The following is a 25,186-nucleotide window of genomic DNA, read 5'->3' as shown; positions in this document are numbered from 1 at the left end:
GTCGATGCGGATCGCGATCAGCGGTGCTGGAGTAGCCGGGACGGCGCTCGCGTACTGGCTGCACCGCACCGGCCACACCCCGACGGTGATCGAGCAGGCCCCGACCTTCCGCTCCGGGGGCTACATGATCGACTTCTGGGGCGTCGGTTACACCGTGGCCCAACGGATGGGCATCGAGGCGCAGCTCCTCGGCAAGGGCTACCAGATCGAGTCGGTCCGATCGGTCGGCGCCGACGGACGGGTGCGCGCGGCGTTGGACGCAGGCGTCTTTGGGCACCTGCTCGGCGAGGACTTCACCAGCCTGCCGCGCGGGGACCTGGCCGCCACCATCCACGCCGGCATCGCCGAGCACGTCGAGATGATCTACGGCGACAGCATCACCGCCATCGACGAACACCACGACGGCGTCCGACTCGCCTTCGCCCACGCCGCGCCGCGCGACTTCGACCTGGTGATCGGCGCCGACGGACTGCACTCCAACGTGCGCCGGCTGGTTTTCGGTCCGGACACCGATTTCGAGCACTACCTGGGCTGCAAGGTGGCCGCGGCCGTCGTTGAGGGCTACCGGCAACGCGACGAACTGGCGTACGTGAGCTACGCGGTGCCGGGTCGGCAGGTGTCCCGGGTCGCGTTGCGTGACGACCGGACCCTGGTGCTGTTCGTGTTCCGCGATGACTCCCCCGACGTGGCGGACCCGAAAGCACAGTTGCACCGCCGATTCGCCGATGCCGGCTGGGAATGCCCGCAGCTGCTGGCCGCCGTAACCGAGGACTTGTACTTCGATGTGGTCAGCCAGGTCCGGATGGAACGCTGGTCGCGGGGCCGGGTGCTGTTGATCGGCGACGCGGCCGGGTGCATCTCACTGCTGGGCGGCGAGGGCACCGGCCTGGCGATCACCGAGGCCTACGTGCTTGCCGGCGAGTTGCAGCGGGCCGGCGGCGACCATCGGCGCGCATTCGCCGCCTACGAGGCCCGGCTGCGCCCGTTCATCGAAAGCAAACAAGCCGGCGCCAAACAGTTCCTCGGGTTCTTCGCCACCCGAACCCGTTTAGGGCTGTGGTTTCGCAATCTGGCGATCCGGGCGATGAACCTGCGGCTACTGACGCGCCTATTCGCCGGAACCGTGCGCGACGATTTCGACCTGCCCGAATACGGGATGTGATCCCGGTCAGCGCAGCGATGTGGTTATCAGGCCGGTTATCCTCGCGATGACATCGAAGTCGGCGTCGCGGTGCGCGACCCGGGCATGATGGCGGAGCGCAACCGCGGCGATCAGGCAGTCGTTGATGCTGCGAACCGTCTGGCCGGTGCTTCTGGCCGCACGATAAATGTCAGCGGCCGAACGAAAGTCGGTTGCCGTCTCGACCTCCAGCAATGACAACCCGTTGACCAGCCGCTCGAGCTTTCGGTACGTCTGTTCGTTGCTTGCGCCGGCCAAGATTTCCATCGCGATCGGCTCGCAGGTCACCACCTGATCCGGTTCTTCGGAGAGCAGCCGCCGCACTTCCAGTGCTGCCGCCGATCCGGTTGCCCGGAAGTATTCGATCCATACCGAGGTATCGACCAGGATCATCCGAGTTCGCCGGGTTGTTCCGTGCGCAACTCATCGAGGTCACCTGCCCACCCGACGCCCTCGAGGCCCAGCAGAAACTCACGGGTCAAGGGCGCGCCGACGAGACGGCGTAACGCGAGGTCAACCGCCGCCTTCTTGGTGGTCACGCCGAATCGGCGCATCACCTCAGCGGTGAGCTCGTCATCGATTTCGATATTGGTGCGTGCCATACACCAACAATACACCTTTGTCCCTACCCGGCCCCGGCTGCCGCATACACCCGGCTCACCTCCGGCTCCCCGTAGCCGGCGGCCAGCACCGCGGTGCGCACCGCATCACCCACCTTGAGCGTGAGCTCGGTGGGCACCAGGGCGATCACGCAGCCCCCGAAACCGCCGCCGGTCATCCGGGCGCCCAGTGCGCCGGCATCCACCGCGGCATCGACGATCAGATCGAGATGCTCGGTGGTGATCTCGAAGTCGTCGCGCATCGAGGCGTGCGAGGCGGTCAACAACCGTCCCGCTGCGGCGAAGTTCAGCTCTGCCAGCGCCGCAACGAAATCCAGCACGCGCTCGTTCTCGGTCAGCACATGGCGGGCCCGGCGCACATCGATCGGGTCGCTGATGGCGTCGAGCACCTCGACGCCGCGGTGCTGCACCTCCCGCAGCGACGCCACCCCCAAGTCGGCGGCGGCCCGCTCGCAGGACGCCCGCCGCGCGGCGTACTCGCCGTCGACATGGCCGTGGCGTTGACCGGAGTCGAACAACAACAGCGTCACCCCGGAGGCGTCCGGGTCGAAGGGCACCGGGTGCACCGCGACGTCGCGGAAGTCGATCAACAGCGCGGCCGAGACCTCACCGAACAGCGACGACAGCTGGTCGAGCAAACCCGTTGGGGCGCCAACGTAGTCATTCTCCGCGCGCTGCCCGATGCGGGCCTGCTCGATCCGGTCGATCCGGACCCCGGCGGTCAGTGCGCCCAGTACCGCGCATTCCAGGGCCGCAGAGGACGACAGGCCCGAGCCGATCGGCACGTCGCTGCTAATCATCATGATGCCACCGGGCACCGCAACGCCGTGCTCGCGCAACGCCCAGATCACCCCGGCAACGTAGGCGGCCCAGCCGGTGATCCCGCCGGGGGTGGTGTCCAGCGGGATGAGCACCGAGGCATCGGTGTGATCGGAAACCACGGTGAGCGTGTCGGTCTCGGCGGGGGTGAAAGTGACACTGGTGCGCTGCGGCAGCGCGATCGGCAGCGCGAAACCGCCGTTGTAGTCGGTGTGCTCACCGATCAGGTTGACCCGGCCCGGCGCGGAGTAGCTGATCACAGCTCACGCAGCCTGGCCGCGACGGACTCCGGGGTGACGTCGGCGATGAAGGCGTCCATCGCCGACTCCGAGGCCGCCAGATACTTCAGCTTGGTGGCGCTGCGCCGGATCGACATCAGCTCGGCGTGGAAGTAGCCGTCGGCCTGCACCCCGTCGGCGCGGTATTGGTGCAGGGCAGCCATATACGGCAGCGGGGTGTCATAGATACGGTCGAAGCGGCCCAACAGATCTCGGTAGATCACCGCGAAGTCGTCAAGCTCCGGATCGGTCAGCTCGGTCAGGTTGTGCACCCACCGATTCGGGTACAGGTGCACCTCGACGGGCCAACGCGCCGCGAACGGCACGAACGCGGTGAAGCAGTCGCTCTGCGCCACGATCCGGGCGCTGTCGGCCAACTCGGCGGCCAGCAGGTCGGCGAAGATGTTGGTGCCGTGGGTGTTTCGGTGCCTGCGGGCTTGGGCCAGCATCGTGGCGGTGCGCGGGGTCAGATACGGGTAGCCGTAGATCTGGCCGTGCGGGTGGGCCAGCGTCACCCCGATCTCCTCGCCGCGGTTCTCGAAGCAGAACACCTGCTCGACCCCGGGGCGGTCCAACAGGTCAGCGGTGCGGTGCCGCCAGGCCTGCACCACCAGCGCGGCGTGCGCCGCGGGCAGGTCGGCGAACGAGCCGGTGTGGTCGGCGGAGAAGCAGATCACCTCGCAGCGGCCGTTTCCCGGTGCGGCAATGAATTCGGCGCCGTCGGACGGGGCGGTGACCGCGGCCCCGGCGCCAGCGAGGCTGGGAAACCGGTTCTCGAAGACCACCACGTCGTAGTCGGCTGCGGGCACCTCGCTGGTCAGCCCACTCGGTCCCGGGCACAGCGGACAGGCCTCGGCGGGCGGGTGATAGGTGCGGTCCTGGCGTTGCGCGGCGATGATCACCCACTGGCCGGTGGTGCGGTCGAAGCGCAGCTGCGACGGCTCCGGGTCGCGCGGCGGCAACGGCCGCCGGTCCGGCACCGGGGCCGGGCGGTGGCCGGGCAGCGAGAAGAACAACAGGTCGCGGCCGTCGGCGAGCGTCCAGTGCGTCGGAAGGTTCACACGACCAACCGGGGATGCAGCCGCTGCGGAGCGATCTCGACGCCGGCCGCCAGGTCGTCGGCCAGGGTTGCGGCGAAGCGCAACAGACCGGGAAGGTCGATGCCGTAGGGCGCCGGGGCCGGCACCGCCGCCAGGTGGTCGGCGCCGCGGCGCAGCAGGCTCACCGCGCCGATGACGTTGCCGCGCTGGACATGGGTGACCCCGACCGCCAGCTGCGCCAGGCCCTGCCACAGGCCACGTTCGGTGTCGGGCCGGTGCTTCCACGCGGCTTCCAGCACCTCGTGGGCGTTGAACGCCAGGCCGTCGTCAAGCAACAGCTGCGCGTAGGCCAGCGTCTGCGCCGGCGGCAGGTCCAGATCGTCGGGAACGCCTTCGACCCCGCCCGCACTGCCACGTGGCAGCGGCCGGCCCAGCCGGTCCCGCGGTCGGGCGTTGCGGGGGCGGCCGGCTTCGTCGCGGTCGCGGGTGCTCACCCGTACATCATCGCAAGTGGTTCACGCGGCCGGTTTGGCGGCGATCACCTCGATGGCGCCCATGTGGTTGCGGTGCCGGCGGAACGTCGCGCGCATGTTGAGCACCCGCGCCCGCGCATCGGAGTCGCGCAGCACATTGAACACGAACCGCGCCGCCCCGAACAGGCCCTCGTCGGCGATCAGCCGGTGCGGCTCGAGCAGCGCCATCGGCGCATAGGAGATCTTCTCGACGATGAAGCCGGACTTGGTGAGCAGCTCGGTCCATTCCGCCGCCGTCAGCGGGCGGGCGTTGACCTTGATGGATCGGGCCAGCGCGGTGCGCACCTCCTCCTTGACGGCCTCGGGCACGTCGGCGGGCTGCAGCACCATCTCGTGGATGGCGTAGCGGCCGCCGGGCCGCAGCACCCGGAAGGCCTCGCGCATGATCTCGGCTTTGTGCGCGTTGGTCTGCATGGTCAGCATCGCCTCGCCGACGACGACGTCGGCGCTCTCGGGAGCCAGCCCGGTCTCCGACGCCTCGGCGGTGACCACCGTGCCCTTGTCGCCGACCACCGAGCGGACTACGCGGGCGGCATTGGCGTCGGCCTCGACGCCGGTGTAGGTGCCCGGCGTGTGCGCCAGGATCTCTTTTGCGGTGCGTCCCATGCCGGGCGCGAGCTCGACGACGTCGGTGCCGGGCAGCTGCGCGTCGGCGAGCATCCGATGGGTCAGCCCGAGGCCGCCGGGCCGCAGGACACGTTTGCCGAGGCGGGCGAACAACCAGTGGCCGGGGAGATCAGCGGTCTTGCGATCGGACATGGGTAGTGTCATGCGACGAAGGTTAGCCTTACCAGGCCCGCATCCGCTAGGGGACTTTAGACCCTACGTGTCCTTTAAATTCCCGCGCGGGTGATGCTCACGGGACCACAGTGAAACGCCCGCCGTCCAGCGGCCGCAGGACCCCGAAGCGCCGGCGATCGAGCGTTGCGATGGTCCGCATCTGATATCGCTTGGCCAGAACGACATTGGACGCATCCGCGATGCCGATGTTCTGATCGCGATATTTCCCGATGACAGCTGCGGCCTGATCGACGTCGGCTGCAGCGAAGCCGGCCAGTTCCCACGCGCCGCCGGACAGTTCACGCAGCGCAGCCAGTTCGGCATCGACGCTCACCCGTGTCGCGACGAGATAGTCGAGTTCGGCGATGACGTAGGGAGAGACGACCAGTTCCTCATCAGCGTCATGGATGGCGCGTGAGACAGCTGCGTGGTCGGGTTCCGCGCTGTCGAAATAGGCCAGCAGGGCGCTGGTGTCGACGATCACCGCTCGCCGAAGCCGTCCAGTAGCCCGTCGACATGGCGCGCTATCGGCTCTGATCCCGAATAGAGGCCTCCCCGCGGGGTGGGGCGGACATCACCCACCGATGCGCGGATGGATTCCCGGATTACTTCGGCTTCTGACGTTCCTCGTCGCTGGGCAGCCTGCTTGACCGCGGCCTTGAGTTCCTGCGGCAGGTAGACCGTCGTCTTATCCATGCCATATATGGTACCACCGGTGGTATGACGGTGGCTGATGGCCGGTGCCAGGAGCACGACACGATCAACCCGCTGCCCACGGATTGGTAGGCCGCCGATGGAATAGCCCCGAGACCACCGCTGTTCGTGTCGGCATGCCGAAACCCTTCACCGAAGCGCAGCGTCAACAATTCCTGGCCGACAAGCACGTCGCTGTCCTGTCGGTGGCCGCCGACGACGGCCGGCCTCCGGCCAGCGTCCCGATCTGGTACGACTACACCGCCGGCGGCAACATCCTGGTCAACACCGGCGCCGGCAAGCGCAAGGCCAAGCTCATCGAACAGGCCCGCGCGGTGACCCTGGTGGTGCAGCGGGAGGAGCTGCCCTATCAGTACGTCGTCGTCGAGGGCACCGTTATCGACGCCGCCACCCCGGCCCCGCTGGAGCAACGGGAGGCCATCGCCGTCCGCTACCTCGGCGAGGAGGGCGGACGGGCGTTCGCCGCGAACATGGACGGCGCCACCAGCGTGCTGTTCACCATCCGGCCCGACCGCTGGCTGACCGCCGACTTCTCCGGGGAGCTGTAAACGCAATCAGGCCCCTGGCAAAGGGGCCTGACCTCGGTGGCAGGTGCAGGATTCGAACCTGCGTAGGCTTGCGCCGACGGATTTACAGTCTGTCTCTCTTGGCGTTTGCACCAACGTGCTGTGTTGGCCACGCAGAGAACTTCTAGGTCAGCCCGTTGGCTGCGTTGGTGGTGTCAAGCTGTTGCTAGCTCTACTGCGGACGGCCTGCGGACGGTACGGCCGAACGCGCGAACCACATCCCGATGTTCCCGGCTCCGGCAGGCGGCAACCCAATTCCGCACGACGGTTAGGCGCCAGGCGGCGGGGCCGCCTTCCACGCCAACCAATTCGAGACCAGGTTGCATACCCAAGCCTGGCCTTCGGCGAGGTTCATCGTCCGCTTTGGGCGCTTTGTGTTCGGCGACACCGCGTGCCGAGCGTCTTCGCCACTAATGTCGGGCCGATTTGCGGAGGCTCTGAAGGCAGACTGCTCATTTTCCGTAGCCCACCCCATCCCGGCGATTGAGGATGGTTTCGTCGAGTCGTCGCGCACCAGCTCGTAAACCTTAAAAAGGTTGAACCAATCCAGGTCACCCGCCATACGCGCTAACACCTCGTCGACGGTGCCGTCGGACGCGGCTAGAGCTAGGTGGGTCGCTCCTGGCGGTGGCGATGTCGGCTGAGGTTCACCGTCCGGCCCCCGTACAACTGCCGACACCGTGAGACTGACGCGAATCTTCAGCTGGACAGTAGCCGGTTGGATGACTATGCCGCCGTTGGTGGTGTACTTTCTGGCGTACCTCACGGGTTGGAAGTCTGGCGTCAGGGTTCGCGCTGAACCGTTGATCCGCTTGAGTAGCGCTTCGATGGTGAAGTAAACATCTTCGTCATCCGCGCTGTCGAGTTCCGCCGCGGTCAGATAGTAGGCATCGCGTTCGTCGTCGCGCACAATCCGCACGTCTCCGTCCGCGAACAGGACCGCCAGCCGCTCAAAGTCTGGTTGCTCTCCGTCAAGCCAGGCATTGAGCGACATGGCCAAATGGTAAGCGGCGTACGGGACCGTTCCGGGGCCAGCGCCCCGATTCGAGTGGGTGATCGGGGCAAACCCCTGGTCAATGTGGAGCCGATGACTGCAGTCGAGCCCGCGTATTCGGCTTGGGAAGTCGGTTCGGGACGTTCGTGGATATTCGGGCCTGTTCGGCTTGAGAGTTACATGGCTGCTGAGCTGCGGTTATGCTTCCGGGGCGTTCGAGTTCGTTCGTGACCGTTCGGTCGGAGTTCCGTTTGAGTTGTGACAACGTCGTGACACTGGCGCGTCCCGTGTCCAGGGATCGGCGCGCCCGCCTGATTGACCGTCACCGTGATGCTGGCGTCCGCCCCAAGAGCACACAGGTGCTGAGTCAATGCGCTCAGCCGATATCGTCGCAGCTCAAGACCAATTTACTGACTCCGGTAAAGCGGTTCAGGCGGGGCGAGGCACGCAGCCTCAGACACTCCGTCGGAGGTTGGGGCTCTCCATCCCGGCCCGCTTTCAGCGCCCGTCGGTTCCTAGGCTGCCGTCAGCGTCAGCGTCAGCGTTGCTGGCTGCCAGGTAGGTGTCCAGGTGCATGCGGACCCGCCGCATGTCTTCGTCGAGCTCCCACGGCTTGTCGGCGGTGAAGGACTTGGCGACGGAATCGCAGACCGCCGCGCCAAGCGCAAGCTCGCGAAACATATCGTTGGCGTACTTCGTCAGATACGGCTCGCTGAAGCCGTAGGAATAACGCAGGGCTTGGTCTTCCGGAAGGTCGTACACCCATCGCATCCACCAGGCGAGCAGTTCTATTGCCGCCCGAGCGCGATCACCGACCCTGATTTCCGGCTCATGCTGGAGTTCCCGGCATACCGCAGCGATGAGAACGAGTCGCTGGGTGTAGTGATCACGCACGTTAAACCGGGTGAGGCCATTGGGATTCGGCAACTCGTTCAATTTCAGCATCGCTGGTGTCCTCTCTGTCGAGATTGGGGCATCTGCTGCCCAGCGCAGCTGTTGCTAGGCATACCTCTCAGTGAAACGATCTGCGTAGCGGCTCAGCCGACCACCGCCAGTTCCCGCTTCTGCTGCTTGACGGCGGCCTGCACGATCCTCTGCGCGGTCCGGTAGTTGATGCCGGAGATCTTGGCGGCGGCGTTGATCGACATGCCGCCACGAGTTGCAGTCAGCACGGCGATGACGGTCTCGACCGGCAACGCGGTGATGCTATTGGAGGAGGCCGCGTTTCACACGAACTCCAGTCCCGGTCGTCATCTCATCCGACCGTGGCCAGCTGCTGGCGTTCGGCAGCCGCGGTGAGTATCGACCGCACCGTCTGGTGATGGATCCCCGCATCGGCGGCGATCCGCGTGACCGCAGCTCCGGCTGCATGTGCGGCCAAGACCTGTTCGACCTGACTGACGCTCTTGGTTGTTGCACCTGCGGCGACCAGCGCGTGGGCCATCGCACTCGCGTCTCGGCCCGCCCCCGCCGTGGGCACGGCCTGGAGTGCGGGTGCATGTGCAGTCCGGCTGCGTGGTGGGCGTGCAGTGCTGGTCGTTGGCGCGCCTGCATGGCGCGATGGTGCAGGTGCAGGTGCATTCCCTCCAGATCTGCCGGTAGACGCGGCAGCCTGCTGCGACGCGGTGCGGGTGCGGCGTGCGGGTTTGTCCCCGAGCGCAACCAGCATCAACGTCCCCACGGCAACGGCGGTGTCGACGATGGCCGGAAAAATCCAGGCGATCGCTGGGCTGTACCCGATGACCAGCATCAGGTCACGCAGGGCAAGGAAGCTCAACACAAACGCGCCGCCGCCGATGGCCGCCACGGCGGTGACTGCCCACCGGTAGACCGCACCGGATGCGCCCGCCCGCACCGCGAGGGCGACACCGTGAACGGCGGCCAGCAGCACAATGGGCGGTACTGCGGCGGCACCAACTTGGATCGTGACGGGCGGAAGGTACGGCAGCACCGCGTGTGCGATGTTGCCGATGAGGCTGATTAAGGTAGCCCCGCCCAGCATGAACCAGAAGAACCGGACCGCGCGCCGGTGGTTCCGCTGGGTGGCCTCGGCCTGGGTGAGGTTGGTGATCACTGCTGGCCCCCTATCAGGTCGTGCTCGAAGGTCTGGTCGCCGATCGATACCGTGATGCGGGCCTCGGCTCCAAGGGCGGCGAGATACTCCGACAGGGTGCTCAGGAGCATGTCTCCTCGGCGCTCCAGCTGTGAGACGCTGCCCTGGGTGATGCCCAGCCGAGCGGCCATCTCTGCCTGGGTCACTCCCGCTTCACGCCGGATCCGGCCCAACTCGATCATCTAGCAATATTAGCTCAACACGATATTGATTACAACTAATAATCTGAGGGTTGTCGTCGTCGGAGTGGTACCGGTGTCGAGTCGGCGCGCCCGAAGCGGTTTGACTAAGAAAATTCCTCAATGTCACGAAGTCGCAAAATGGCATGGTCTACTGGAAATAAGCCAGCTGGGCCGAGAGGGCAACCTCCGAAAGCAGCGGTGCCGCTGGACAAGCGGAAGGCCGGTTTCAAACCGTACGAAGCGTTAGACCGCATCCTCAGGAGAGGCGTGCGGTTTTTTTGTGCCCGAGAACACATGGAAGGGAGTCGCAGCAGCGCAGCAACCCGAATCCTGACGCCAGTGCATGGATACCCGATTGCCCGGACACCTACTGGTGGCCGGGTTTTTTATTTCACACCACCACAACGAAAAGGAACTGCGATGCCCCCAACTTGCCACAAGCAACCACGGCGAAACGCGCCAACTGCGCCCTACCGGGCAGGCTCGGCGTTGGCTACCGTCTGGAAGGCCATGATGTCGCCGTTCGCAATCGGCTGCAACGTGTCGGACCCTCAAAGCCGTGCCGTGGAGAATGCCGACCAATACTGGGCTGCCGCGTCCGATCGTGAACGTGCAGAACTTAGCGACGAGCTCCACGCGCTGGGCCTGCACCACTGCACCCGGAGGGTCTCGCTGAGCGCTTGGGCGCGAGAAGAGCTGCGCGCCTACCTCAGTGGCACGCGAAATCGCTACGCGAGCGGATTGGGTGTGCCTGGTGTTGCATCGGTCGGCGCATCGCACGCCCTTCCTACGCTGGGCCGGTGATATGACCATGCCCGACGCTGTTTGGTCTCGGATGACGCGGCAATGACGTCAATCCTGAGCTGGCAGTGGCCAGCTTGGAGCAAGCCGACCACATGCACCTGGGGTGTGCCGCGTGCATTCAGTCGCCGGGCGAGGCGTCGAATTCGGGCTTGATCCGCCAGCTATAGGGCTCACCCTCGGCGTCGGTTTCGGTCCATGTTTCACCAAATCCGGGGACCTTGGTCAAGAGATAGGTGCGGAGTACATCGTGCAGGTCAATCAATGCGGTGCGAACAAGCTCGGCCTCGTTCCCGGCACTCTTACCGCGATGCATCAAGTTGCTGCGGATCTGATAGGCCCAATCCGCGAACTGATCAGGCGTGTTCAAATGCGCCTTCTTGCGAGGCTTGTCGGCCCGATAGACCGGGTCCTTCGGGATCGATACACCGCCCTGTCGGACGGCCGCGACGAACCCCGGCTGGTGTCCGACGGCTTTTACCGCCGCGGTCGGTCCGGCGTTTGGACTCGCCCAAAACGCGACCCGCTCGAGGATCGAGCAGGCCAACATGTACGCAGCCTGCAAGCGGTAAAACCGCGTCCAAGTCTCGGCGTCGGAGAAACTGCCCCCGAAAGGCATCCGGCCATCGGTTCGAAGCGTTGTCGCGACAGCGGTCAAGCCATGCGCGAAGAGCGGGTCCGATGCAGTGGTCCACTCCTCGTGAAGTACATCGCCGCCACCACGATCAGCTGTGAGGCCCTCGACTGGTCCGAGGATATTGACCTCCAGTCCGGCGGGTTCAGTGCAGGTGGCGTCCGACCACCGGTAGTGCGTGGCGGGCTCAATTTCACCGACCTTGCTATAGCCCTCAGTCGATAATGCGAGTGTGTAACCGGAAATTAGTCCACCACCGGCGGTGACATCGGCTAGTGGAACTCCGTCTCTAACCCATATATGCCCCGGCAGCTTAGCCGATCGTTGGCTGATTACCCTTTCAGCGATCAGGTCGTAGCCGAGTTCCCCTGGCTTGAGATTCCCGTACACGAACAGTGGCTTCCCAATGTCTCGAGGCATTCCGAGGCCGTCGCCTCCGCTGCCTTCTGGACATGGCTCACATTTGGCGACGCTCAGAGCGTCGTCGTGCTTGTCGCTCACAGTAGACAAAGCATAGAAAACGACAACCGACCGGCGATACGCATTAGGCCGTTACCTTCAACCCCTTGTAGATCAGCGGCACCAGCTCGCCGAGCAGTTTCTGGGATAGCTCGGGGTTGTTGAGGATCTGGGCGGACAGGTCTTCTGAGGAGGCCATGGCCCCGATCACCGCGCCGACGAACTCGTTATGCAGGTCAGGGCTGGCGGAGAACTGCGCCAGGGTGTTGTTCTGCGCCTGCTGCTGCAGGGTTTCGCTCTCCTCCAGCCGGTCCCGGATGTGGGTGACCACGTTGCGCACGCTGGAGTCCGGATGGTCTCCGGAGAACAGGTCATTGATCTGGGCGATGACCTCATCGAGGGCCACCATCTCGGGGTCTCGGACGACGCCGGTTCCTGCCTCTTTGGGTGGTTCTAGCGGGACGTCGCCGGTGAGTTTGGCCGAGGTGGTGACCTGCTGGCGTTGGGCGATGTAGTCGAAGTCCACGCCGGACAGGTCGATGTCATGGTGCAGCTGCTCACTGCTGATCACCGGGGCCAGGTGACGCAGGTAGATCGACAACTTCTCCAGCGAGATGTCCTCGTAGTTGATGATCTGGGACAGAAAGTCGTACTGCCGCAAGAAGGTGCCGACATCCTTGCGGAACAACTCCAGCTCATCGAGGCCGTGCTTGTCGTTGCGTTCCCGGGCGTTGCGTTCCCGATCCCGGAAGCGATCCCGGGCCGGCCCAACCCACTTGTTCAGCGCCTCATGACCTTTGCCTTTGAGGTAGTCGCCGACCAGGCCGTCGATCTCCGACTCTTGATAGATGCCCGCCGAATCCAGCTTGTTCATCGTCTGGTGCACGATGTTCGGATCAGTCACATCGGCCAACGTGGTGGCCTCGTAGTACGGTTCAAACGCTTCAACGATGTCCTCGGCAGTGTTGGCGAAGTCCAACACGAACGTCTGGTCCTTGCCCGGTGCGGTCCGGTTCAGCCGCGACAACGTCTGAACCGCCGCGACCCCCGACAGCCGCTTATCGACATACATCGCCACCAGCAAGGGTTGGTCGAAGCCGGTCTGGAACTTGTTGGCCACCAACATCACGTTGTACTCATCGGTGGCGAACGCATCACGCAAGTCACGGCCTTTCAGCCCAGGGTTCATCAGCGTTGAAGTCTCGCTGACTTTCTCGATCCCGGATTCGGCGTCGGAGACTTCACCGGAGAACGCCACCAACGCTTGGACATCGGTGTAGCTGTGTTCGGTCACGTACTTGTCGATGGCGATCTTGTAGCGCACTGCCGCCTTCCGCGAGGAGGTCACCACCATCGCCTTCGCTCTACCGTCCAGTCGCGGTGCGACGTTGGCCCGGAAGTGCTCGACGATGATCGTGACTTTCTGGGCGATGTTCGTTGGATGCAGGCGTACCCAGTTCATCAGCGACTTGATGGCCGCGCTCTTGTCGACCAACTCCCCATCCGTGCTGCCGGTGACCGCGACGGTCCCGGCGTTGGTGGTGTCTTCGCTCTCGTAGGTCTGGCCGTTGTGGGTCAGCCGAAACGCCGTCTTATACGGGGTGTAGTTGCGCAACACGTCGAGGATGAAGCCCTCCTCGATGGCCTGCTGCATCGAATACAGGTGAAACGGGTGCGGGGTGCCATCAAGGCCCTTGTGCCCGAACAACTCCAGAGTCTTGGCCTTCGGCGTGGCGGTGAACGCAAAGAACGACAAGTTCTTCGACTCCGCCCGAGCGGCCATCTCCGCCGCCAACACATCCTCGGCATCCACCGTGCCGCCATCTTCAAGTTCCTCGATCTCCGTGGCGCTCAGGGCTGCCTTCAGGCGCTTGGAGGCTTCACCAGCCTGCGAGGAGTGGGCTTCATCGGCGATGATCGCGAAACTCTTACCCGCCAAGTCGGACTGTTCCTGTATCAGTCTCAAGGCGTGCGGGAAGGTCTGGATGGTGACGATGATGATCTTCGTCCCCCCACCCAGCGCGTCGGCCAGCTCCTGAGACTTCGCCCCACCCAACCCGGCGATGTGGGCGACCACCCCGGGGGTGCGGTCGATCTGGCGGATCGCCTCCTGCAACTGGGTATCGAGCACGGTGCGGTCGGTGATCACGATGACCGAATCGAACACCGCAGCGTTGGCGTCGTCATGCAGAACTGAGAGCCGGTGCGCCAACCACGAAATCGAATTCGTCTTCCCCGAACCCGCTGAGTGCTGGATCAGATACCGGTGCCCCGGCCCCTGCTCGTGGGCGGCCTCCACGAGCCGGGTGACGGCCTCCCACTGATGAAAGCGCGGGAACAGCATGGTCTGCTTGCGGACCTTCTTGCCCGTGGCGGGGTCGATGGTCTCGTCGATCTGCAGGTGCATGAACCGGCCCAGGATGTCCAGCCAGGTGTCGCGGGCCAGGATCTGCTGCCACAGATAGGAAGTCTTCGATCCGTGCGGGTTCGGTGGGTTCCCGGCGTGGCCGTGATCGCCCCGGTTGAACGGCAAGAACACCGTGTCCTTGCCCGCCAGCTTGGTGGTCATCTGCACCTCGCTGTTGGAGACCGCGAAGTGCACCAACGCCCGAGACCCGAACGCCAACAGTGGTTCGCCCTTGGGTGGCCGGTGGTGCTTGTACTGCAGGACGGCGTCGGTGATGTTCTGAACGCTCAGGTCGGTCTTGAGCTCGGCGGTGGCCACCGGGATGCCGTTGACGAAGAACACCAGATCGATGCTGTTGTGGTTCTGCGTCGAGTAGTGCACCTGGCGCATCACCCGCAGGCGCACCGCTGCGTACTTCTTGGCGGTGGTCTCGTTCAGGGTGGTGTTGGGCCGGAACTGACACATCTGGAACTGCGCGTTGAGGTCCTTAAACCCCCGCCGCAGCACCGAGAGCGTGCCGCCGTTGGCTTTCGGATCAGCCCCCAACGCCTTCACCAACGTCGCCAGCACACCCGCCTGCGCCTTGGACAGGGCCGTGCCGGTCAGCTCCGGCTTGACCCGCTTGGCCAACTGATCCGGCTGGGACTCTTCCAGCCACTCGAACACATCCTCCGGAAACAGGGCCAGCTCACGGTCATACCCCTCGTCGGTGGGTGAGTACAACCAGCCGTGCGCGGCCAGGTGCTCACAGATCTCAGCCTCGAAGACGGACTCGTGATGCTGCAGCGCAACCACTACGCCGCCCCCCGCACATCAATCTTCCCCGTGACGGCGTCGGTGATCAGCGCCGAGCGGTACTCGCGGAGTGTCTCGATGACCTCGTTGGCCTTGTTGATCAAGGCCTCGATCCGCCCGCACCGCTCATCGAGGAAGCCGACGATGTTGAGTTGTTCCTCGAGTGCCGGGCGAGGCCATTCAAGGGCTTCGAGCTTCTCTGCGGTGAAGTGCGGGATTGTCGCCTTGCCGCACAGAATCGACACGTGGCCGATGTCGGTGGCGGTTTGGATTAGGTATGCGAGGAAGCGGATGCTGTCGGCGTTGCGCGCCCTGACCCTGTTCAGGGACTTCTGGAAGCCCCATCCGGGAAGGTCTTCCTCCACGACGACACATCGCCCGTACGTTGCGCCGCCTTCGACGACCAGGAGGTCGTTCCTACGGACCGAAAGCTTTTTCTGCTCATCGCGTGAAAACCAGCAGGGCATAGGATCATCCAGATCAAGTTCACAAGTCGCGGTGAGGCTTCCAGCCTTCAGGTGAGGGAGCAGCTCATCATCGGAAGACCGCCGCTCGCCCTGGTACATCTTGCCCAGGACCACCGAGAAACCATGTTTCACCTTGCAGAGCACCCAGTGGTGCGGAATCTTCCCAATCCACGCAACACCGGAGTCCTTCATCTCGACGTCGGGGTCGAGGCCTTTGGTGACGGCGTGGGTGATGGTGGCGGTGCGGTCCTCGCGCAGGGTGGCGATGAGCTGCTCCTGCTTGGCGATCAACGCATCAATCTTCGCCGTCTCATGGTCTAGGAAGTCGGCGATCGCGGTCTGCTGGTCCTCCGGTGGAAAACACACTCTCTCGTTGAAGTAGCTCTGCTGGTCCAGATTCTGGATACCTGACGTCTGTTTGATCGATCGCTGCGTCAGGCGCGACTGATACAAGGAGTGGTGGACGTAGACCCAGTAGCGGGGTTCCATCCCTCGTCTCAGGGTTACCTTTGCGACAAAGTTGGAGCAGACCGCAGGGTCACGTTTGTCGTACAACACCACGAACCCGACTGGACTTTTCTCGCCGCCGCCCGACTTCTCCAGGATGAGACTCCCGGGCTCCAAGACGCGACCCCGTCGATCAGAGCCGCCCACCTTCCGATAGGTGATGTCGCGGTCCTGAACACGAAGATGCGCACGATCGAAGTCTGCAACCCGAACACACCGAATATCGTCCGGGCCACCATCGGGTTCATCGCCCCAGACGCCGTTCTGACTCCACGATACCGACTGCTTGAGTCGATCGACCGCCCATGCGCCCGGTACGTCCCCGAGCCATTCGACCCCCGAACTCTTGTAGCGCGGGTAAGCAGGCCAGTTCATGCTCCGACCTCTGCGAGCATGACCTGGATTTCCTCGACGAGGACGCGGAGGTCCTTCTGGATCTCTTCCAGCGGTCGGGGTGGGGTGTAGCGGTAGAAGTGTCGGGTGAACGGGATTTCGTAGCCGATCTTGGTCTTGTCGTGGTCGATCCAGGCGTCGGGGACGTGGCGTAGGACTTCGCGGGCGAAGTAGGCCTCGATGTCCTCGGTCAGTGGCACGTTCTCCGTATCGCGTAGGGAAGTGTCGGGTTCGGGGTTGCCCTTGGCGTCGGCGACGATGGTGGCGGTGTCGTCGTGCTCGCCGATCGTCGACCAGATCGCCTTGACCACCGGGGCCATTGGGGTGATGAACCCGGCCTTGCGCAGGGCGTCTTTGACCTCGCCGACGAACTCGTCGCGGTTCTTCCACTCCCAGCCGATCAGCCCGGTCAGCGCGGTGCCTATTGCGGCCTGCTCACCGGTCTTGAGCTTGGCGATGCTCTTCTGCGCGAGGACGTCGTCGATGTTGTCGGCGGTGGGGGTGAACCGCAGCTGCAGAGGCCGTTCGACGGTGATGGTGGAGTAGCCGAACTCCTCGCCCTTGAACACCTTTGAGTGGGCCGGGCGCTCATCGGTGCCGTGTTCGTTGCGGTAGCCCTCGTAGAGGTGGCAGATCCGGGCGATGTCCTTCTCCCTCAGCTCTTTGCGCTTGGACCCCAGGGACTTGCGCATCTTGCCGTACATCTCCACGGCGTTGATCAGCTGCACTTTCCCGCGCCGCTTGGTGGGCTTGTTGTTGTCCAGGATCCAGATATAGGTGGCGATACCGGTGTTGTAGAACATGTCGGTCGGCAGCGCGATGATCGCGTCCAGCAGGTCGTTCTCGATGATCCACTGCCGAATGTTGGACTCCCCGGACCCGGCCCCACCGGTGAACAGCGGGGAGCCGTTGAGCACGATGGCCAGGCGACTGCTGCCTTCGCCACCCTTGACGGGCTGCATCTTGGAGATCAAGTGCAGCAAGAACAGCATCGACCCGTCAGAGACCCGGGGCAGGCCGGGGCCGAAGCGCCCGGCGAAGCCGCGCTGCTCGTGTTCGTCGGTGACCCTCTTCTGCTGAGTCTTCCAGTCCACTCCGAACGGCGGGTTGGACAGCAGGAAGTCGAAGTGCCGCGTACGGAAGCCGTCGTCGGTGAGGGTGTCGCCGAGGTAGATGTTGTCGACGTCTTGACCCTTGACGATCATGTCCGACTTACACAGAGCGTACGAGCGAGGGTTGACGTCCTGGCCGTAGAGCACCGGGCGGGCCTTGGGGTTCATCGCGACCAGGTGGTCGTAGGCGACCGAGAGCATGCCGCCGGTCCCGGCAGCGGGGTCGTAGATGGTGCGTACCGTGCCCGGCTTGGTCAGGGCGTCGTCCTCGGTCAGGAACAAGATGTCGACCATCAGGGCGATGACTTCGCGGGGGGTGAAGTGATCACCGGCCTGGGTGGCGTTGGAGTCGGCGAACTTGCGGATCAGCTCTTCGAACACATAGCCCATGTCGTGCTGGGTGACGACATCCGGGTGCAGGTCGACGGCGGCGAACTCCTTAACGATGAGATACAGCCGGTCGGTCTTGGCCAGGTTGGCGATCTCGTCGAGCATGCCGAAGCCCTCGAAGACGTCGCGCACGTTGGGGGAGAAGTGCTCGATGTAGTCGATGAGGTTGTCGGCCACCCCCTCGGGGTCGCTGATCAGGGAGGCGAAGCTCCACCGGGAGATGTTGTAGAACGGCAGCTTGAACTTGGCCTTGAGCATCACGTCGGGGTCGACCTTGGTCGCGCTGATCTTCTTGTACTCGGCGAGCACCTGGTCCTTGGTCGGCTCCAGGATGCAGTCCAGGCGGCGCAGGATCGTGAACGGCAAGATCACGTCCCCGTACTGGTTGGGTTGATACGGCCCGCGCAGCAGGTCGGCGATCTTCCAGATCAGGTTGGCGTGGTTCTGTGCCTGTGCCTGCGCGTTGCTCTGCGCCATCTCCTTGATCCGCTCCCTACAGTCGAATTCCAGTCAGAGCGAAGCTACCCCGAACGCCCGGGGCGCGGTCGCACGTTCTGTGTATGGGCCGTTGATGGCCGATTGCTTCCTTCGGCGGCCATGTGGACGCGGGGGTGGTGACATCAGCGCTGGTTGGTGAAGCTCCACGTCAATGCATCAGCGAGATCTTGCTCGTACTTGTCGCGGGTGTCTTGAGGCTGTCGCATGGCCCAGGCAGGGTGCGGGACGAAGAAGAGCACTGGCAACGAGGTGCCGTCCGAACCCAATGCCAACTCGTCGGTGGCCGACCACACGATCGGATACACCCCCGGATCGAGGTCAGCCAGGGGGCGCTGCGGTGGCGGTGGATCATCCGGTGGCAGTTGGCGCACAGCAGGATCAGGTCGGCGATCTTGGTCTTGGTCTCGCCGGAGACGTGCAGCGGCACGAGGTGGTGGACCTCGGTGTATTCGTGCCCGCGCTCCCCGTAGGTGCCCTCGAAGTCGAACCCGCAGACCTCGCAGTGCACGAACCCCGGCTGCTCGACTGGGAGGTGTCCGAGCAGGACGCCCTCCACGTCCCGGGCACCCTGTCGATGATCCACCGCCGCCTCGATGGCGTGAAGACCAGCGGCGCACCGTGCCCCGCCGCGGGTACTCGCGGCTCAACTACTCGGGATCCGCCGTGAAGAAGTCGTCGATCGTCAACTCATCTGCCGACACCGTCAGCGTCTCCGTCCTCGCGACGATCCCCCTCCGACTCATCGACCGCGCCACAATCTCCACGTCGAGCTGCTCCGGTGTCGCGGCGGCTGCAATAACGGTGATGTCGAGTTCGCGCGACCATAGATCGGGGTGAAGGTCGCCGATGTCCCAGGTGACCTCGAACGAGTCATCCAGCTCGGTCACGGATCCTGATCGGCTCTGAATTGGTACGAGATCCTCGACGCTGGAGCGGAACCACGCCGCGGACTGCGGGCGGAACTGGTCCAGAGGGTCCGGCCACTTCGGTTTCTCCGGCCAGTCACCGGTACGCGGCGAAGTCGTGTAGACCAGCACGCGGTTCTTCGGCACGCGGACGGTCAGCTGCACGCCGGAAACGGGATCCGGGGTGTCGTTGCCTACCTGGAAGCGCACGGTGTTGGCGTCCTCGTCCCGCACGATCTCCCGCAGCACGTGGCTGGTGAGTACACGGCCCAGCTTCGCGAGGTACGTCTCTACCCGCTGGTCGAACTCTGCGGCGTTGGAGCGGTCGAGTGCCCCCAGCCCGATGTTGTCGGCGAACAGACTCGACAACGACAAGCCCGTCATCGATGGCTCCGCCGGGGTGGGCACCGGCGCAGGTGGTTCGCCGCTGGTAGCGCGGACGTACGCTTCGTGTCGGCTCAGCCACTCCTGGACCTGCTCGCGGCCGATGTTGAGCCGATACAGCGGATCGGCGGTGCATCGGAGCTTCAGATCGAGATCCGGTTGCCGCGCACCCTGCAGGAGGCGGTCGCTGAGCATCTCGATGTCCCCCGGGCTGGCTGGCGCCGTGCGTGCAGACCCGCGGTTGAAGATTACGCCCGCGTCGAACTTGTCGTACTGCTTCCGCAGCGTGTGGAGGGGGTCACCGGCCTCGGGCGGCTCGACGACGATCACGAGCACCTCTACTCCAGCGTACCGGAGGGTGCGCGGCGTGAACCGCGGCGTGGACGCATAGATCTTGATCCACGGGGTGAGGTCGGCGTGGTCTATCGCGGCCACACCCGGGGCCGCGCCGGGCTCCACTCCCACGACCATGTATGCGACGCCGCCGGTGGTGAGCTGGGCGTCGTCTACCGACCGGTTCGCGAACCCGAGGACCGCCTTCGCGACCGTGAACCTACCGGCGGCCTTGGTCAGGTCGAGGCTGCTCTTCCACTCCAGCCAGCTGGTCTCCTGCACTTCGGGGCGGGAACCGTGGATCGCCGCGATCAGACGCAGGAGTTCATCGTCGGTGCGGAGTGGGCGCGACGTATCGATGTCACTCAGCGTGCGGGGCTCCGAGTCCACCGGATCAGCGTATGCGGCAGGTGCTACAGATCCGGAGCGGCTGCGAACCGTCAGATCGGCTCGGCGACGCTCCACCAGCAAGACCTGATCGATTCGTCCCCTTGGATCTCCACCTCGTACCTGACCCCGATCTCCTCAAGCCACCGCAGCGTTCGCTCGGTAATCCTGTAGAGGGCGCGTGCCAGCACGGCCTTGTCGGTGGGCTCGCCCGCGGCGGGGATCGCGGCGAACATGTCCAGCAGGTCCGGCCAGAGCTCCGCCATGTAGCGATCCCACTGCTCGGGCAACGGATCCGGGGCCGACTGGTCGTCACCGTCGTAGAAGCGGTAGGCGGCGGCGTACGCGACGCCTTTGACCAGTTCCTTCGCCGCGGTCAGCACGGTCACGCACGCCTGGTAGCGGTCGGTGTCGTTCAACCGAACGGATTCGGAGAGCGCCGCCCGGAACGCACGCAGGTCGTCGGACAGCGACTGGGCGTCATGCGGAAAGGGCTCGGTGTTGATCCGATTGGCCGCTAGCTCGCACTGGTACTCGTTAACGGCCTCGGCGAACGGCAGCAGGAGGTCGTTCACAGTGGGGGATTCACCGCGAGCCGCCTCGGCCAGGTCCCCGGTGTCCAGTCCGGCGAGAGTCTGGACGATGTGCTGCGGCTCGTGCGCCGCGAGGTGCGCGAGCATGCGGGACTTGTTTGCAACCTGTTCATCGCTGTCCGCTTGGGTGCTGATGAACAGGTTGCCGTCCACGACAATGTCGAAGCCGCGCCCATCGGAACGGGTGAGTGTCTTCGCCACGGCCGTGTTCGCGCCGCGGTCAAGGGTGTAGGAGTGTCCCGATGCCGGTCTGAACTCCTCCGGCGCGACGTGGGCCAGGGTGACGGCCATGTCGATGGCGGGCCAGACGGAGACGGTCGTACCCGGCGGGACGACGTCGTTAACCGTCTGCGTGAAGGCGCGGACGCGCTCGGCGATGAGCCCGGGTGTCTGGCGCAGTCCGGAGATCCTCGGTAGGCCGCGGGTGCGCCTGAACTCGTTGATCGTGTGCGGCCTGACATCGGGGCCGTACTTGAACCGCACGACGGTCCGCGGTGTTGGCGCCGCCGCCCTGGTCTTCCTGCGCTTGCTCGACATGTGGCTCAGTTTGCCGGGCCGCACCGACAACCAGCAGACGCGTGCACCCGCTTCTGGCTTGTCGGAGTCCGACAGGCCCCTCGACGTTCAGGTCACCGAGCCCCCGTGAACTGGCCCGGATGGACCGGCCGCAGGGAGAAGTGCGTCTCGGTGACCTGCCCGTCGTGCGCGGTAGCGTCGCGGTCTAGGTGAGGTAGCGGTAGACCGTTGCGCGGGAGATGCCCCAGCATCTTGGTGCTGTCGGTGACCGCGATGCCCTTCTCCCGGAGGCTGCGTGCCTTTGCGCGTCGGCATCGCCGACCTTGGGCTGCTGGCCAACAACGACAGCGGATAAGGTCGGCGACCATGACGAGCGACGATAACGCGCCACAGTCGTACTCATTCCGCAATCGTTTCAAGCTTATTCAGAATCAGAGGCTGGACTCTGGGGACGCGCTTGAGATCCCGTTGGCAACGTCCGATGTCGAGTCGGTCGTCATACGGGGCGCAAAGGCACCAGAGGGTGAGGACACCCCAAACTTCGTTTCAAAGACCGACGACCTGGTCCTGCTCGGCGAGGAGTACGCCGATGCCGGATCGGCGAGCACGGCGGGCCGCAAGTGGCGGCACGTCTTGGCTGCCGTACTGGCACGCGAAAGCCTCGGCGTCGATTTCGGTCCTGACGATCAGACAGCACCGCATGCCGAGATTACGTATGCGGCGAACGAAGATCCGCCAGAATTGTTCAAACAGATCGGCGTCAAGGCAGGAGACCGGGTCATTTGGGACGACGGCTACAAGCTCACCGTGTACCGGACCCACCCCAAACCCAGGTTTATCAGCGCTGAGTTCGGCACACCAACCATTTCACTGTCGGGCTGGCTGGCACGCTTTCAGGAGCGAGTACAAGTAGCCGAGCGCACCTACGCCCCATGGGGAAACAGCAGGCAGCTGGCCTATCGCTTAATACACTCCGCGCTTCGCGACCCAAATCCAGAGACGCGGCACGTTCAGTTAGTCACTGCCGCAGAAACCTTGGTTGACGAACGTCCAAAGCCCGCCGATGTTGTAGTGGCACTCAGAGCGCTTATGAGTCACGTCGAAGATTGGGCAGAATCGCCTCCCGATGAGGCGATTAACGAAGGCACTCTCAAGTGTTTGAAAGACATCCTGAGGGAGGACGAAAGAGAGTCGATCACGCAAGCTGGCGCACAACAAGCCGAAGCCGTGCTAACAGCGGTTTACCGTGGCGAGGCTCCCGGAAAATTCTTCAAGAAAGTCTACGACCAGCGCAGCCGACTTGTTCATGGACTGAAACGCAAGCAGAAGCGGCCATCGGTCGAGCAACTGCGGGAAGTGAACCCTGACTTGTTGAAGTTTGTCCTAGATTTACTAGACGCCATGCCTGAGTAGCGGAATCTGCTCAAGCAGCATGGTTCTCGGAGAGGTGTCGGTACACCGTGGCACGGGAGACTCCGAGCATCTTCGCGATGTCAGTGGCCGCAATGCCTTTGTCTCGCAGGCTGCGCGCCTTGGCCGCGTCGGCGTCGTCTACCTTGCGGGGCCGACCACCCTTGCGTCCGTTGGCGGCAGCAGCAGCCAGACCGGCACGGGTCCGCTCGATCATGGTGTCGCGCTCCAGCTGGGCGAAGGCAGCCATGATGGTCAGCATCGCCTTGCCCATCGGCCCGTCGGTGTGCAGGCCCTCAGTCAGGCTGCGAAACCCGATTCCGCGCGACGTGAGTTGGTCCACGACAGCCAGCACGTGCTGAGTATTGCGGCCCAACCGGTCGAGCTTCCATACCGTCAGCACATCACCCTCGCGGAGATGGTCCAGGCAGGCATCGAGCTCTGGTCGCTGTGCGGTCGACCCGCTGACGCCATGGTCGGTGAAGGTCCGGGCGGCCCCGGCCTCCTTGAGCGCGTCGAGTTGAAGCTGAGGGTCCTGGTCGGTTGTCGAGACCCGTGCGTACCCGATGGTGGACACTGGCGCTCCCGTCGCATATTCCCGTTGATTACCTGATTTTGAGAATACTGGTTATGCGACGGGTTTTCAAGACATCTCGAATGCCTGTTGAGCCTGGGAGCGGCGCTCGTCAGCGAAAGCTGTCGCAGTCGCATCAACCCATCGTTTTCGAGACGGGCGATTCTGCCCGGCCGACGGCACCGACCCGCAAATTTTGCTTGAGTTGCCAAGTCTGCTGGGTGAATAGGTGACAGTGCGCATCCGTACCTTGAGGATTCCTTGAGCGGCCGGTGGACGACACCAGTGCCGTCCCAGCAGCGCAAACCTGATCAAGTGCTAGACGGGGCGTCACCCCACCGACACCCAGACGAACGCCGGGGGCGGGCACCACAGCGCGTATCTGCTGTCGTCGGCCGGACTGGCCCACTGATGAGCTTCCGACCTGAGGCAGGAAGTTCCTGCTACTCGAGTGCCGACCCCGATCCCGTCGTCCATGCCCCACTCGTCGGGAGTGATGGTGGCAGCGGGTAGATCGCTGGTTGACATAGTCGGCGGCGGACTAGGCGCGGGCGTCGGCATGGTGTTCATCGACGGAGTTGTCGAGCTGGTTGGGAGGGAAGGCTCAGTGAGGGGCGGGCTGGCTTGGGTCGGGGGGACTGCAGGAGTGATGGTGGCAGTTGATCGTGCCGGGGTGTTTGTGCCTTCGGTACGGGAGGAGTCGAAGTTGTGCGGTCGTAGTTCGGACAGCGCGAAGATGCCGATTAGCAACAGGGCCACCGAGGCGCTGCCTCCAATTGCCCAGATGCTGCGGGACCAGGTCCGGGGTGGGGCGAAAGCGCGGTGCCCGTTAGACGATAGGTCGGTTGTTTTGGTCGCGGGCCGATGTGGTCGAGGTGCCAGCTGAGTCCGTGCGTGCGAGGAGGTGGTCACTTGTCCGCGAGAATCACCGGTGAGGGCGTGCGCGAATGCTGTACACGACACGTGTCGATCGTTGGGCTGCTTTGCCAGCGCGGTCTGGAGGGCAGTGTCGAGCCCGCCCAGTTCCGGCCGGTAGTCGGCCAACCTGGGGGGGTGCGGTTCAGGTGGCGACTGATGACGACCGCCGGATTGGAGTTGGGGAACAGCTGCGAGCCGGTCAGAAGGTGGTATGCGGTGGAGGCCAGAGCGTACTGATCAGCGCGACCGTCAAGGGAGTCACCCATGAGTTGTTCCGGGGCGGCGTAGGCCACCGTGCCCACGGTCATATTTGTGGTGGTGATACCGCCGGTGTCGTCGAGTGGACGGGCGATGCCGAAGTCCGCTAAGGAGACGTTCGGTTCGTCGGTATCTAAATCGGCGACGATGATGTTGGCGGGCTTGACGTCGCGGTGCATCAGCCCCTTCCGGTGCGCGTAGTCCAATGCGCTAGCGATCGCTGTCACGATGGTGATCACCATGTCGACCGGCATGCCTGTCGGGTATTGCTCCGCTACGAGTTGGGCTGCGTCAGTCCCGTCGATGTAGTCCATGGCGATCCACAGCCGCCCATCGTGTTCACCCCGATCGTGGACTCCAACGATGTGGGGATGGCGCAGGCCCGCAGCCAGATCTGCTTCGCGAACGAACCTCTCTCGGAACGAAGTGTCGCTAGAGACATCGGGGCGCAGAACTTTCAGGGCATCTTCGCGGGGCAAGCGGGGATGCCGCGCAAGGTACACGTGGCCCATTCCGCCGGAACCCAACAGCCGGAGAATTTGGTACTCGGCGAAGGTTTCGCCGATCGTCAGCGACATGGTCGAGATGCTATCCGGGGGCAACTGGGGTGGGCGTGATTCGCTCAT

The 25,186-nt window shown here is 64.4% G+C and carries 25 protein-coding genes and 1 pseudogene; 3 read left to right on the top strand and 23 right to left on the bottom strand.

The features are described 5' to 3' along the window. Positions 1-4 precede the first annotated feature (4 nt). Positions 5-1,162: an FAD-binding domain gene (locus A5771_RS19710; RefSeq protein WP_064856874.1), complete on the top strand. Its 1,158-nt coding sequence runs from the start codon at positions 5-7 to the stop codon at positions 1,160-1,162. A gap of 6 nt (positions 1,163-1,168) precedes the next feature. Here the strand turns inward: A5771_RS19710 and vapC are convergent, their stop codons facing one another. The 8 genes from vapC to A5771_RS22285 all read right to left on the bottom strand — a co-directional run bounded on the left by vapC (position 1,169) and on the right by A5771_RS22285 (position 5,946). After that, a complete protein-coding gene (gene vapC, locus A5771_RS19705) occupies positions 1,169-1,573 on the bottom strand; it encodes a type II toxin-antitoxin system VapC family toxin (RefSeq protein ID WP_064856873.1) in 405 nt (134 codons plus the stop codon). Continuing rightward, a complete protein-coding gene (locus A5771_RS19700; protein WP_207545483.1) occupies positions 1,570-1,782 on the bottom strand; it encodes a type II toxin-antitoxin system VapB family antitoxin in 213 nt (70 codons plus the stop codon). Before A5771_RS19700 ends, vapC begins: the two co-directional genes overlap by 4 nt. Positions 1,783-1,805: 23 nt before the next feature. Then, positions 1,806-2,879, bottom strand: a complete 1,074-nt coding sequence (locus tag A5771_RS19695) for a galactokinase (protein WP_064856871.1) — start codon at positions 2,877-2,879, stop codon at positions 1,806-1,808. Then, positions 2,876-3,958, bottom strand: a complete 1,083-nt coding sequence (gene galT / locus A5771_RS19690) for a galactose-1-phosphate uridylyltransferase (protein ID WP_064856870.1) — start codon at positions 3,956-3,958, stop codon at positions 2,876-2,878. Before galT ends, A5771_RS19695 begins: the two co-directional genes overlap by 4 nt. After that, the gene (locus tag A5771_RS19685; protein WP_064856869.1) at positions 3,955-4,431 is read right to left on the bottom strand and encodes a DUF309 domain-containing protein; all 477 of its coding nucleotides are present in this window, start codon (positions 4,429-4,431) and stop codon (positions 3,955-3,957) included. The genes galT and A5771_RS19685 overlap by 4 nt, the downstream gene beginning before the upstream one ends. A 21-nt stretch (positions 4,432-4,452) precedes the next feature. Continuing rightward, entirely contained in the window at positions 4,453-5,241 is a 789-nt protein-coding gene (locus A5771_RS19680) for a class I SAM-dependent methyltransferase (RefSeq protein ID WP_064856868.1), read from the bottom strand. A gap of 85 nt (positions 5,242-5,326) precedes the next feature. Then, the gene (locus A5771_RS19675; protein WP_064856867.1) at positions 5,327-5,734 is read right to left on the bottom strand and encodes a PIN domain-containing protein; all 408 of its coding nucleotides are present in this window, start codon (positions 5,732-5,734) and stop codon (positions 5,327-5,329) included. After that, positions 5,731-5,946: a CopG family transcriptional regulator gene (locus A5771_RS22285; RefSeq protein ID WP_082947343.1), complete on the bottom strand. Its 216-nt coding sequence runs from the start codon at positions 5,944-5,946 to the stop codon at positions 5,731-5,733. Before A5771_RS22285 ends, A5771_RS19675 begins: the two co-directional genes overlap by 4 nt. Before the next feature lie 134 nt (positions 5,947-6,080). On the opposite strand from A5771_RS22285, the gene A5771_RS19670 reads away from it, so the two are divergent. After that, a complete protein-coding gene (locus A5771_RS19670) occupies positions 6,081-6,512 on the top strand; it encodes a pyridoxamine 5'-phosphate oxidase family protein (RefSeq protein WP_064856866.1) in 432 nt (143 codons plus the stop codon). A gap of 286 nt (positions 6,513-6,798) precedes the next feature. Here the strand turns inward: A5771_RS19670 and A5771_RS19665 are convergent, their stop codons facing one another. The 13 genes and pseudogenes from A5771_RS19665 to A5771_RS19610 all read right to left on the bottom strand — a co-directional run bounded on the left by A5771_RS19665 (position 6,799) and on the right by A5771_RS19610 (position 21,421). Further along, the gene (locus A5771_RS19665; protein WP_064856865.1) at positions 6,799-7,524 is read right to left on the bottom strand and encodes a hypothetical protein; all 726 of its coding nucleotides are present in this window, start codon (positions 7,522-7,524) and stop codon (positions 6,799-6,801) included. A 498-nt stretch (positions 7,525-8,022) separates the two neighbouring features. Further along, positions 8,023-8,469 carry a hypothetical protein gene (locus tag A5771_RS19660; protein WP_064856864.1) on the bottom strand — a complete coding sequence of 149 codons (447 nt, stop codon included), beginning with the start codon at positions 8,467-8,469 and terminating at the stop codon, positions 8,023-8,025. 92 nt (positions 8,470-8,561) lie between these two features. After that, positions 8,562-8,720, bottom strand: a complete 159-nt coding sequence (locus A5771_RS23510; RefSeq protein ID WP_165606160.1) for a hypothetical protein — start codon at positions 8,718-8,720, stop codon at positions 8,562-8,564. 59 nt (positions 8,721-8,779) lie between these two features. Continuing rightward, positions 8,780-9,598, bottom strand: a complete 819-nt coding sequence (locus tag A5771_RS19655; protein ID WP_064856863.1) for a DUF2637 domain-containing protein — start codon at positions 9,596-9,598, stop codon at positions 8,780-8,782. Then, positions 9,595-9,819, bottom strand: a complete 225-nt coding sequence (locus A5771_RS19650) for a helix-turn-helix domain-containing protein (protein WP_064856862.1) — start codon at positions 9,817-9,819, stop codon at positions 9,595-9,597. The genes A5771_RS19655 and A5771_RS19650 overlap by 4 nt, the downstream gene beginning before the upstream one ends. Before the next feature lie 922 nt (positions 9,820-10,741). Continuing rightward, positions 10,742-11,755: a gamma-glutamylcyclotransferase gene (locus tag A5771_RS19645; RefSeq protein WP_165606164.1), complete on the bottom strand. Its 1,014-nt coding sequence runs from the start codon at positions 11,753-11,755 to the stop codon at positions 10,742-10,744. 43 nt (positions 11,756-11,798) lie between these two features. Then, positions 11,799-14,915, bottom strand: coding sequence for a type I restriction endonuclease subunit R (locus A5771_RS19640; protein ID WP_064856861.1), 3,117 nt, complete (start codon positions 14,913-14,915; stop codon positions 11,799-11,801). Continuing rightward, complete coding sequence (locus tag A5771_RS19635; protein WP_064856860.1) at positions 14,915-16,264, bottom strand: restriction endonuclease subunit S; 1,350 nt, start codon at positions 16,262-16,264, stop codon at positions 14,915-14,917. The genes A5771_RS19640 and A5771_RS19635 overlap by 1 nt, the downstream gene beginning before the upstream one ends. After that, positions 16,261-18,261: a type I restriction-modification system subunit M gene (locus tag A5771_RS19630; RefSeq protein WP_064856859.1), complete on the bottom strand. Its 2,001-nt coding sequence runs from the start codon at positions 18,259-18,261 to the stop codon at positions 16,261-16,263. Before A5771_RS19630 ends, A5771_RS19635 begins: the two co-directional genes overlap by 4 nt. Positions 18,262-18,404: 143 nt before the next feature. Then, positions 18,405-18,587, bottom strand: coding sequence for a hypothetical protein (locus A5771_RS24190; RefSeq protein ID WP_064856858.1), 183 nt, complete (start codon positions 18,585-18,587; stop codon positions 18,405-18,407). Positions 18,588-18,676: 89 nt separating this feature from the next. Beyond that, positions 18,677-18,790: pseudogene (locus tag A5771_RS24185) on the bottom strand (HNH endonuclease); the annotation flags it as partial. A 139-nt stretch (positions 18,791-18,929) separates the two neighbouring features. Then, the gene (locus tag A5771_RS19615) at positions 18,930-20,294 is read right to left on the bottom strand and encodes an AlbA family DNA-binding domain-containing protein (RefSeq protein ID WP_207545482.1); all 1,365 of its coding nucleotides are present in this window, start codon (positions 20,292-20,294) and stop codon (positions 18,930-18,932) included. Between the two features lie 50 nt (positions 20,295-20,344). Next, complete coding sequence (locus A5771_RS19610) at positions 20,345-21,421, bottom strand: hypothetical protein (RefSeq protein WP_131808955.1); 1,077 nt, start codon at positions 21,419-21,421, stop codon at positions 20,345-20,347. A gap of 345 nt (positions 21,422-21,766) precedes the next feature. Here A5771_RS19610 and A5771_RS19600 point away from each other — a divergent pair, with 345 nt between their 5' ends. Next, positions 21,767-22,813, top strand: coding sequence for a hypothetical protein (locus A5771_RS19600; protein ID WP_064856854.1), 1,047 nt, complete (start codon positions 21,767-21,769; stop codon positions 22,811-22,813). A gap of 10 nt (positions 22,814-22,823) precedes the next feature. Here A5771_RS19600 and A5771_RS19595 read toward each other — a convergent pair whose 3' ends face one another. Together A5771_RS19595 and A5771_RS24180 are read right to left on the bottom strand one after the other, a co-directional pair. Further along, a complete protein-coding gene (locus tag A5771_RS19595; protein WP_064856853.1) occupies positions 22,824-23,387 on the bottom strand; it encodes a recombinase family protein in 564 nt (187 codons plus the stop codon). Between the two features lie 905 nt (positions 23,388-24,292). Continuing rightward, positions 24,293-25,138 (bottom strand): serine/threonine-protein kinase, encoded by an 846-nt coding sequence (locus tag A5771_RS24180; RefSeq protein ID WP_428844426.1) that lies wholly within the window; start codon positions 25,136-25,138, stop codon positions 24,293-24,295. Positions 25,139-25,186: the final 48 nt, after the last annotated feature.

This window comes from Mycolicibacter sinensis (assembly GCF_001667375.1).
In the GTDB taxonomy this organism is placed as follows: domain Bacteria; phylum Actinomycetota; class Actinomycetes; order Mycobacteriales; family Mycobacteriaceae; genus Mycobacterium; species Mycobacterium sinense_A.
This window is presented reverse-complemented; position numbering and strand designations above follow the sequence as displayed.

Coding starts and splice junctions, on each gene's coding strand:
- A5771_RS19670 (WP_064856866.1), top strand. CDS start 6,081: ATGCCGAAACCCTTCACCGAAGCGCAGCGTCAACAATTCCTGGCCGAC.
- vapC (WP_064856873.1), bottom strand. CDS start 1,573: ATGATCCTGGTCGATACCTCGGTATGGATCGAATACTTCCGGGCAACC.
- A5771_RS19650 (WP_064856862.1), bottom strand. CDS start 9,819: ATGATCGAGTTGGGCCGGATCCGGCGTGAAGCGGGAGTGACCCAGGCA.
- A5771_RS22285 (WP_082947343.1), bottom strand. CDS start 5,946: ATGGATAAGACGACGGTCTACCTGCCGCAGGAACTCAAGGCCGCGGTC.
- A5771_RS19665 (WP_064856865.1), bottom strand. CDS start 7,524: ATGTCGCTCAATGCCTGGCTTGACGGAGAGCAACCAGACTTTGAGCGG.
- A5771_RS19635 (WP_064856860.1), bottom strand. CDS start 16,264: ATGAACTGGCCTGCTTACCCGCGCTACAAGAGTTCGGGGGTCGAATGG.
- A5771_RS19710 (WP_064856874.1), top strand. CDS start 5: ATGCGGATCGCGATCAGCGGTGCTGGAGTAGCCGGGACGGCGCTCGCG.
- A5771_RS19600 (WP_064856854.1), top strand. CDS start 21,767: ATGACGAGCGACGATAACGCGCCACAGTCGTACTCATTCCGCAATCGT.
- A5771_RS19700 (WP_207545483.1), bottom strand. CDS start 1,782: ATGGCACGCACCAATATCGAAATCGATGACGAGCTCACCGCTGAGGTG.
- A5771_RS19610 (WP_131808955.1), bottom strand. CDS start 21,421: ATGTCGAGCAAGCGCAGGAAGACCAGGGCGGCGGCGCCAACACCGCGG.
- A5771_RS19680 (WP_064856868.1), bottom strand. CDS start 5,241: ATGACACTACCCATGTCCGATCGCAAGACCGCTGATCTCCCCGGCCAC.
- A5771_RS24180 (WP_428844426.1), bottom strand. CDS start 25,138: ATGTCGCTGACGATCGGCGAAACCTTCGCCGAGTACCAAATTCTCCGG.
- A5771_RS19630 (WP_064856859.1), bottom strand. CDS start 18,261: ATGGCGCAGAGCAACGCGCAGGCACAGGCACAGAACCACGCCAACCTG.
- A5771_RS19660 (WP_064856864.1), bottom strand. CDS start 8,469: ATGCTGAAATTGAACGAGTTGCCGAATCCCAATGGCCTCACCCGGTTT.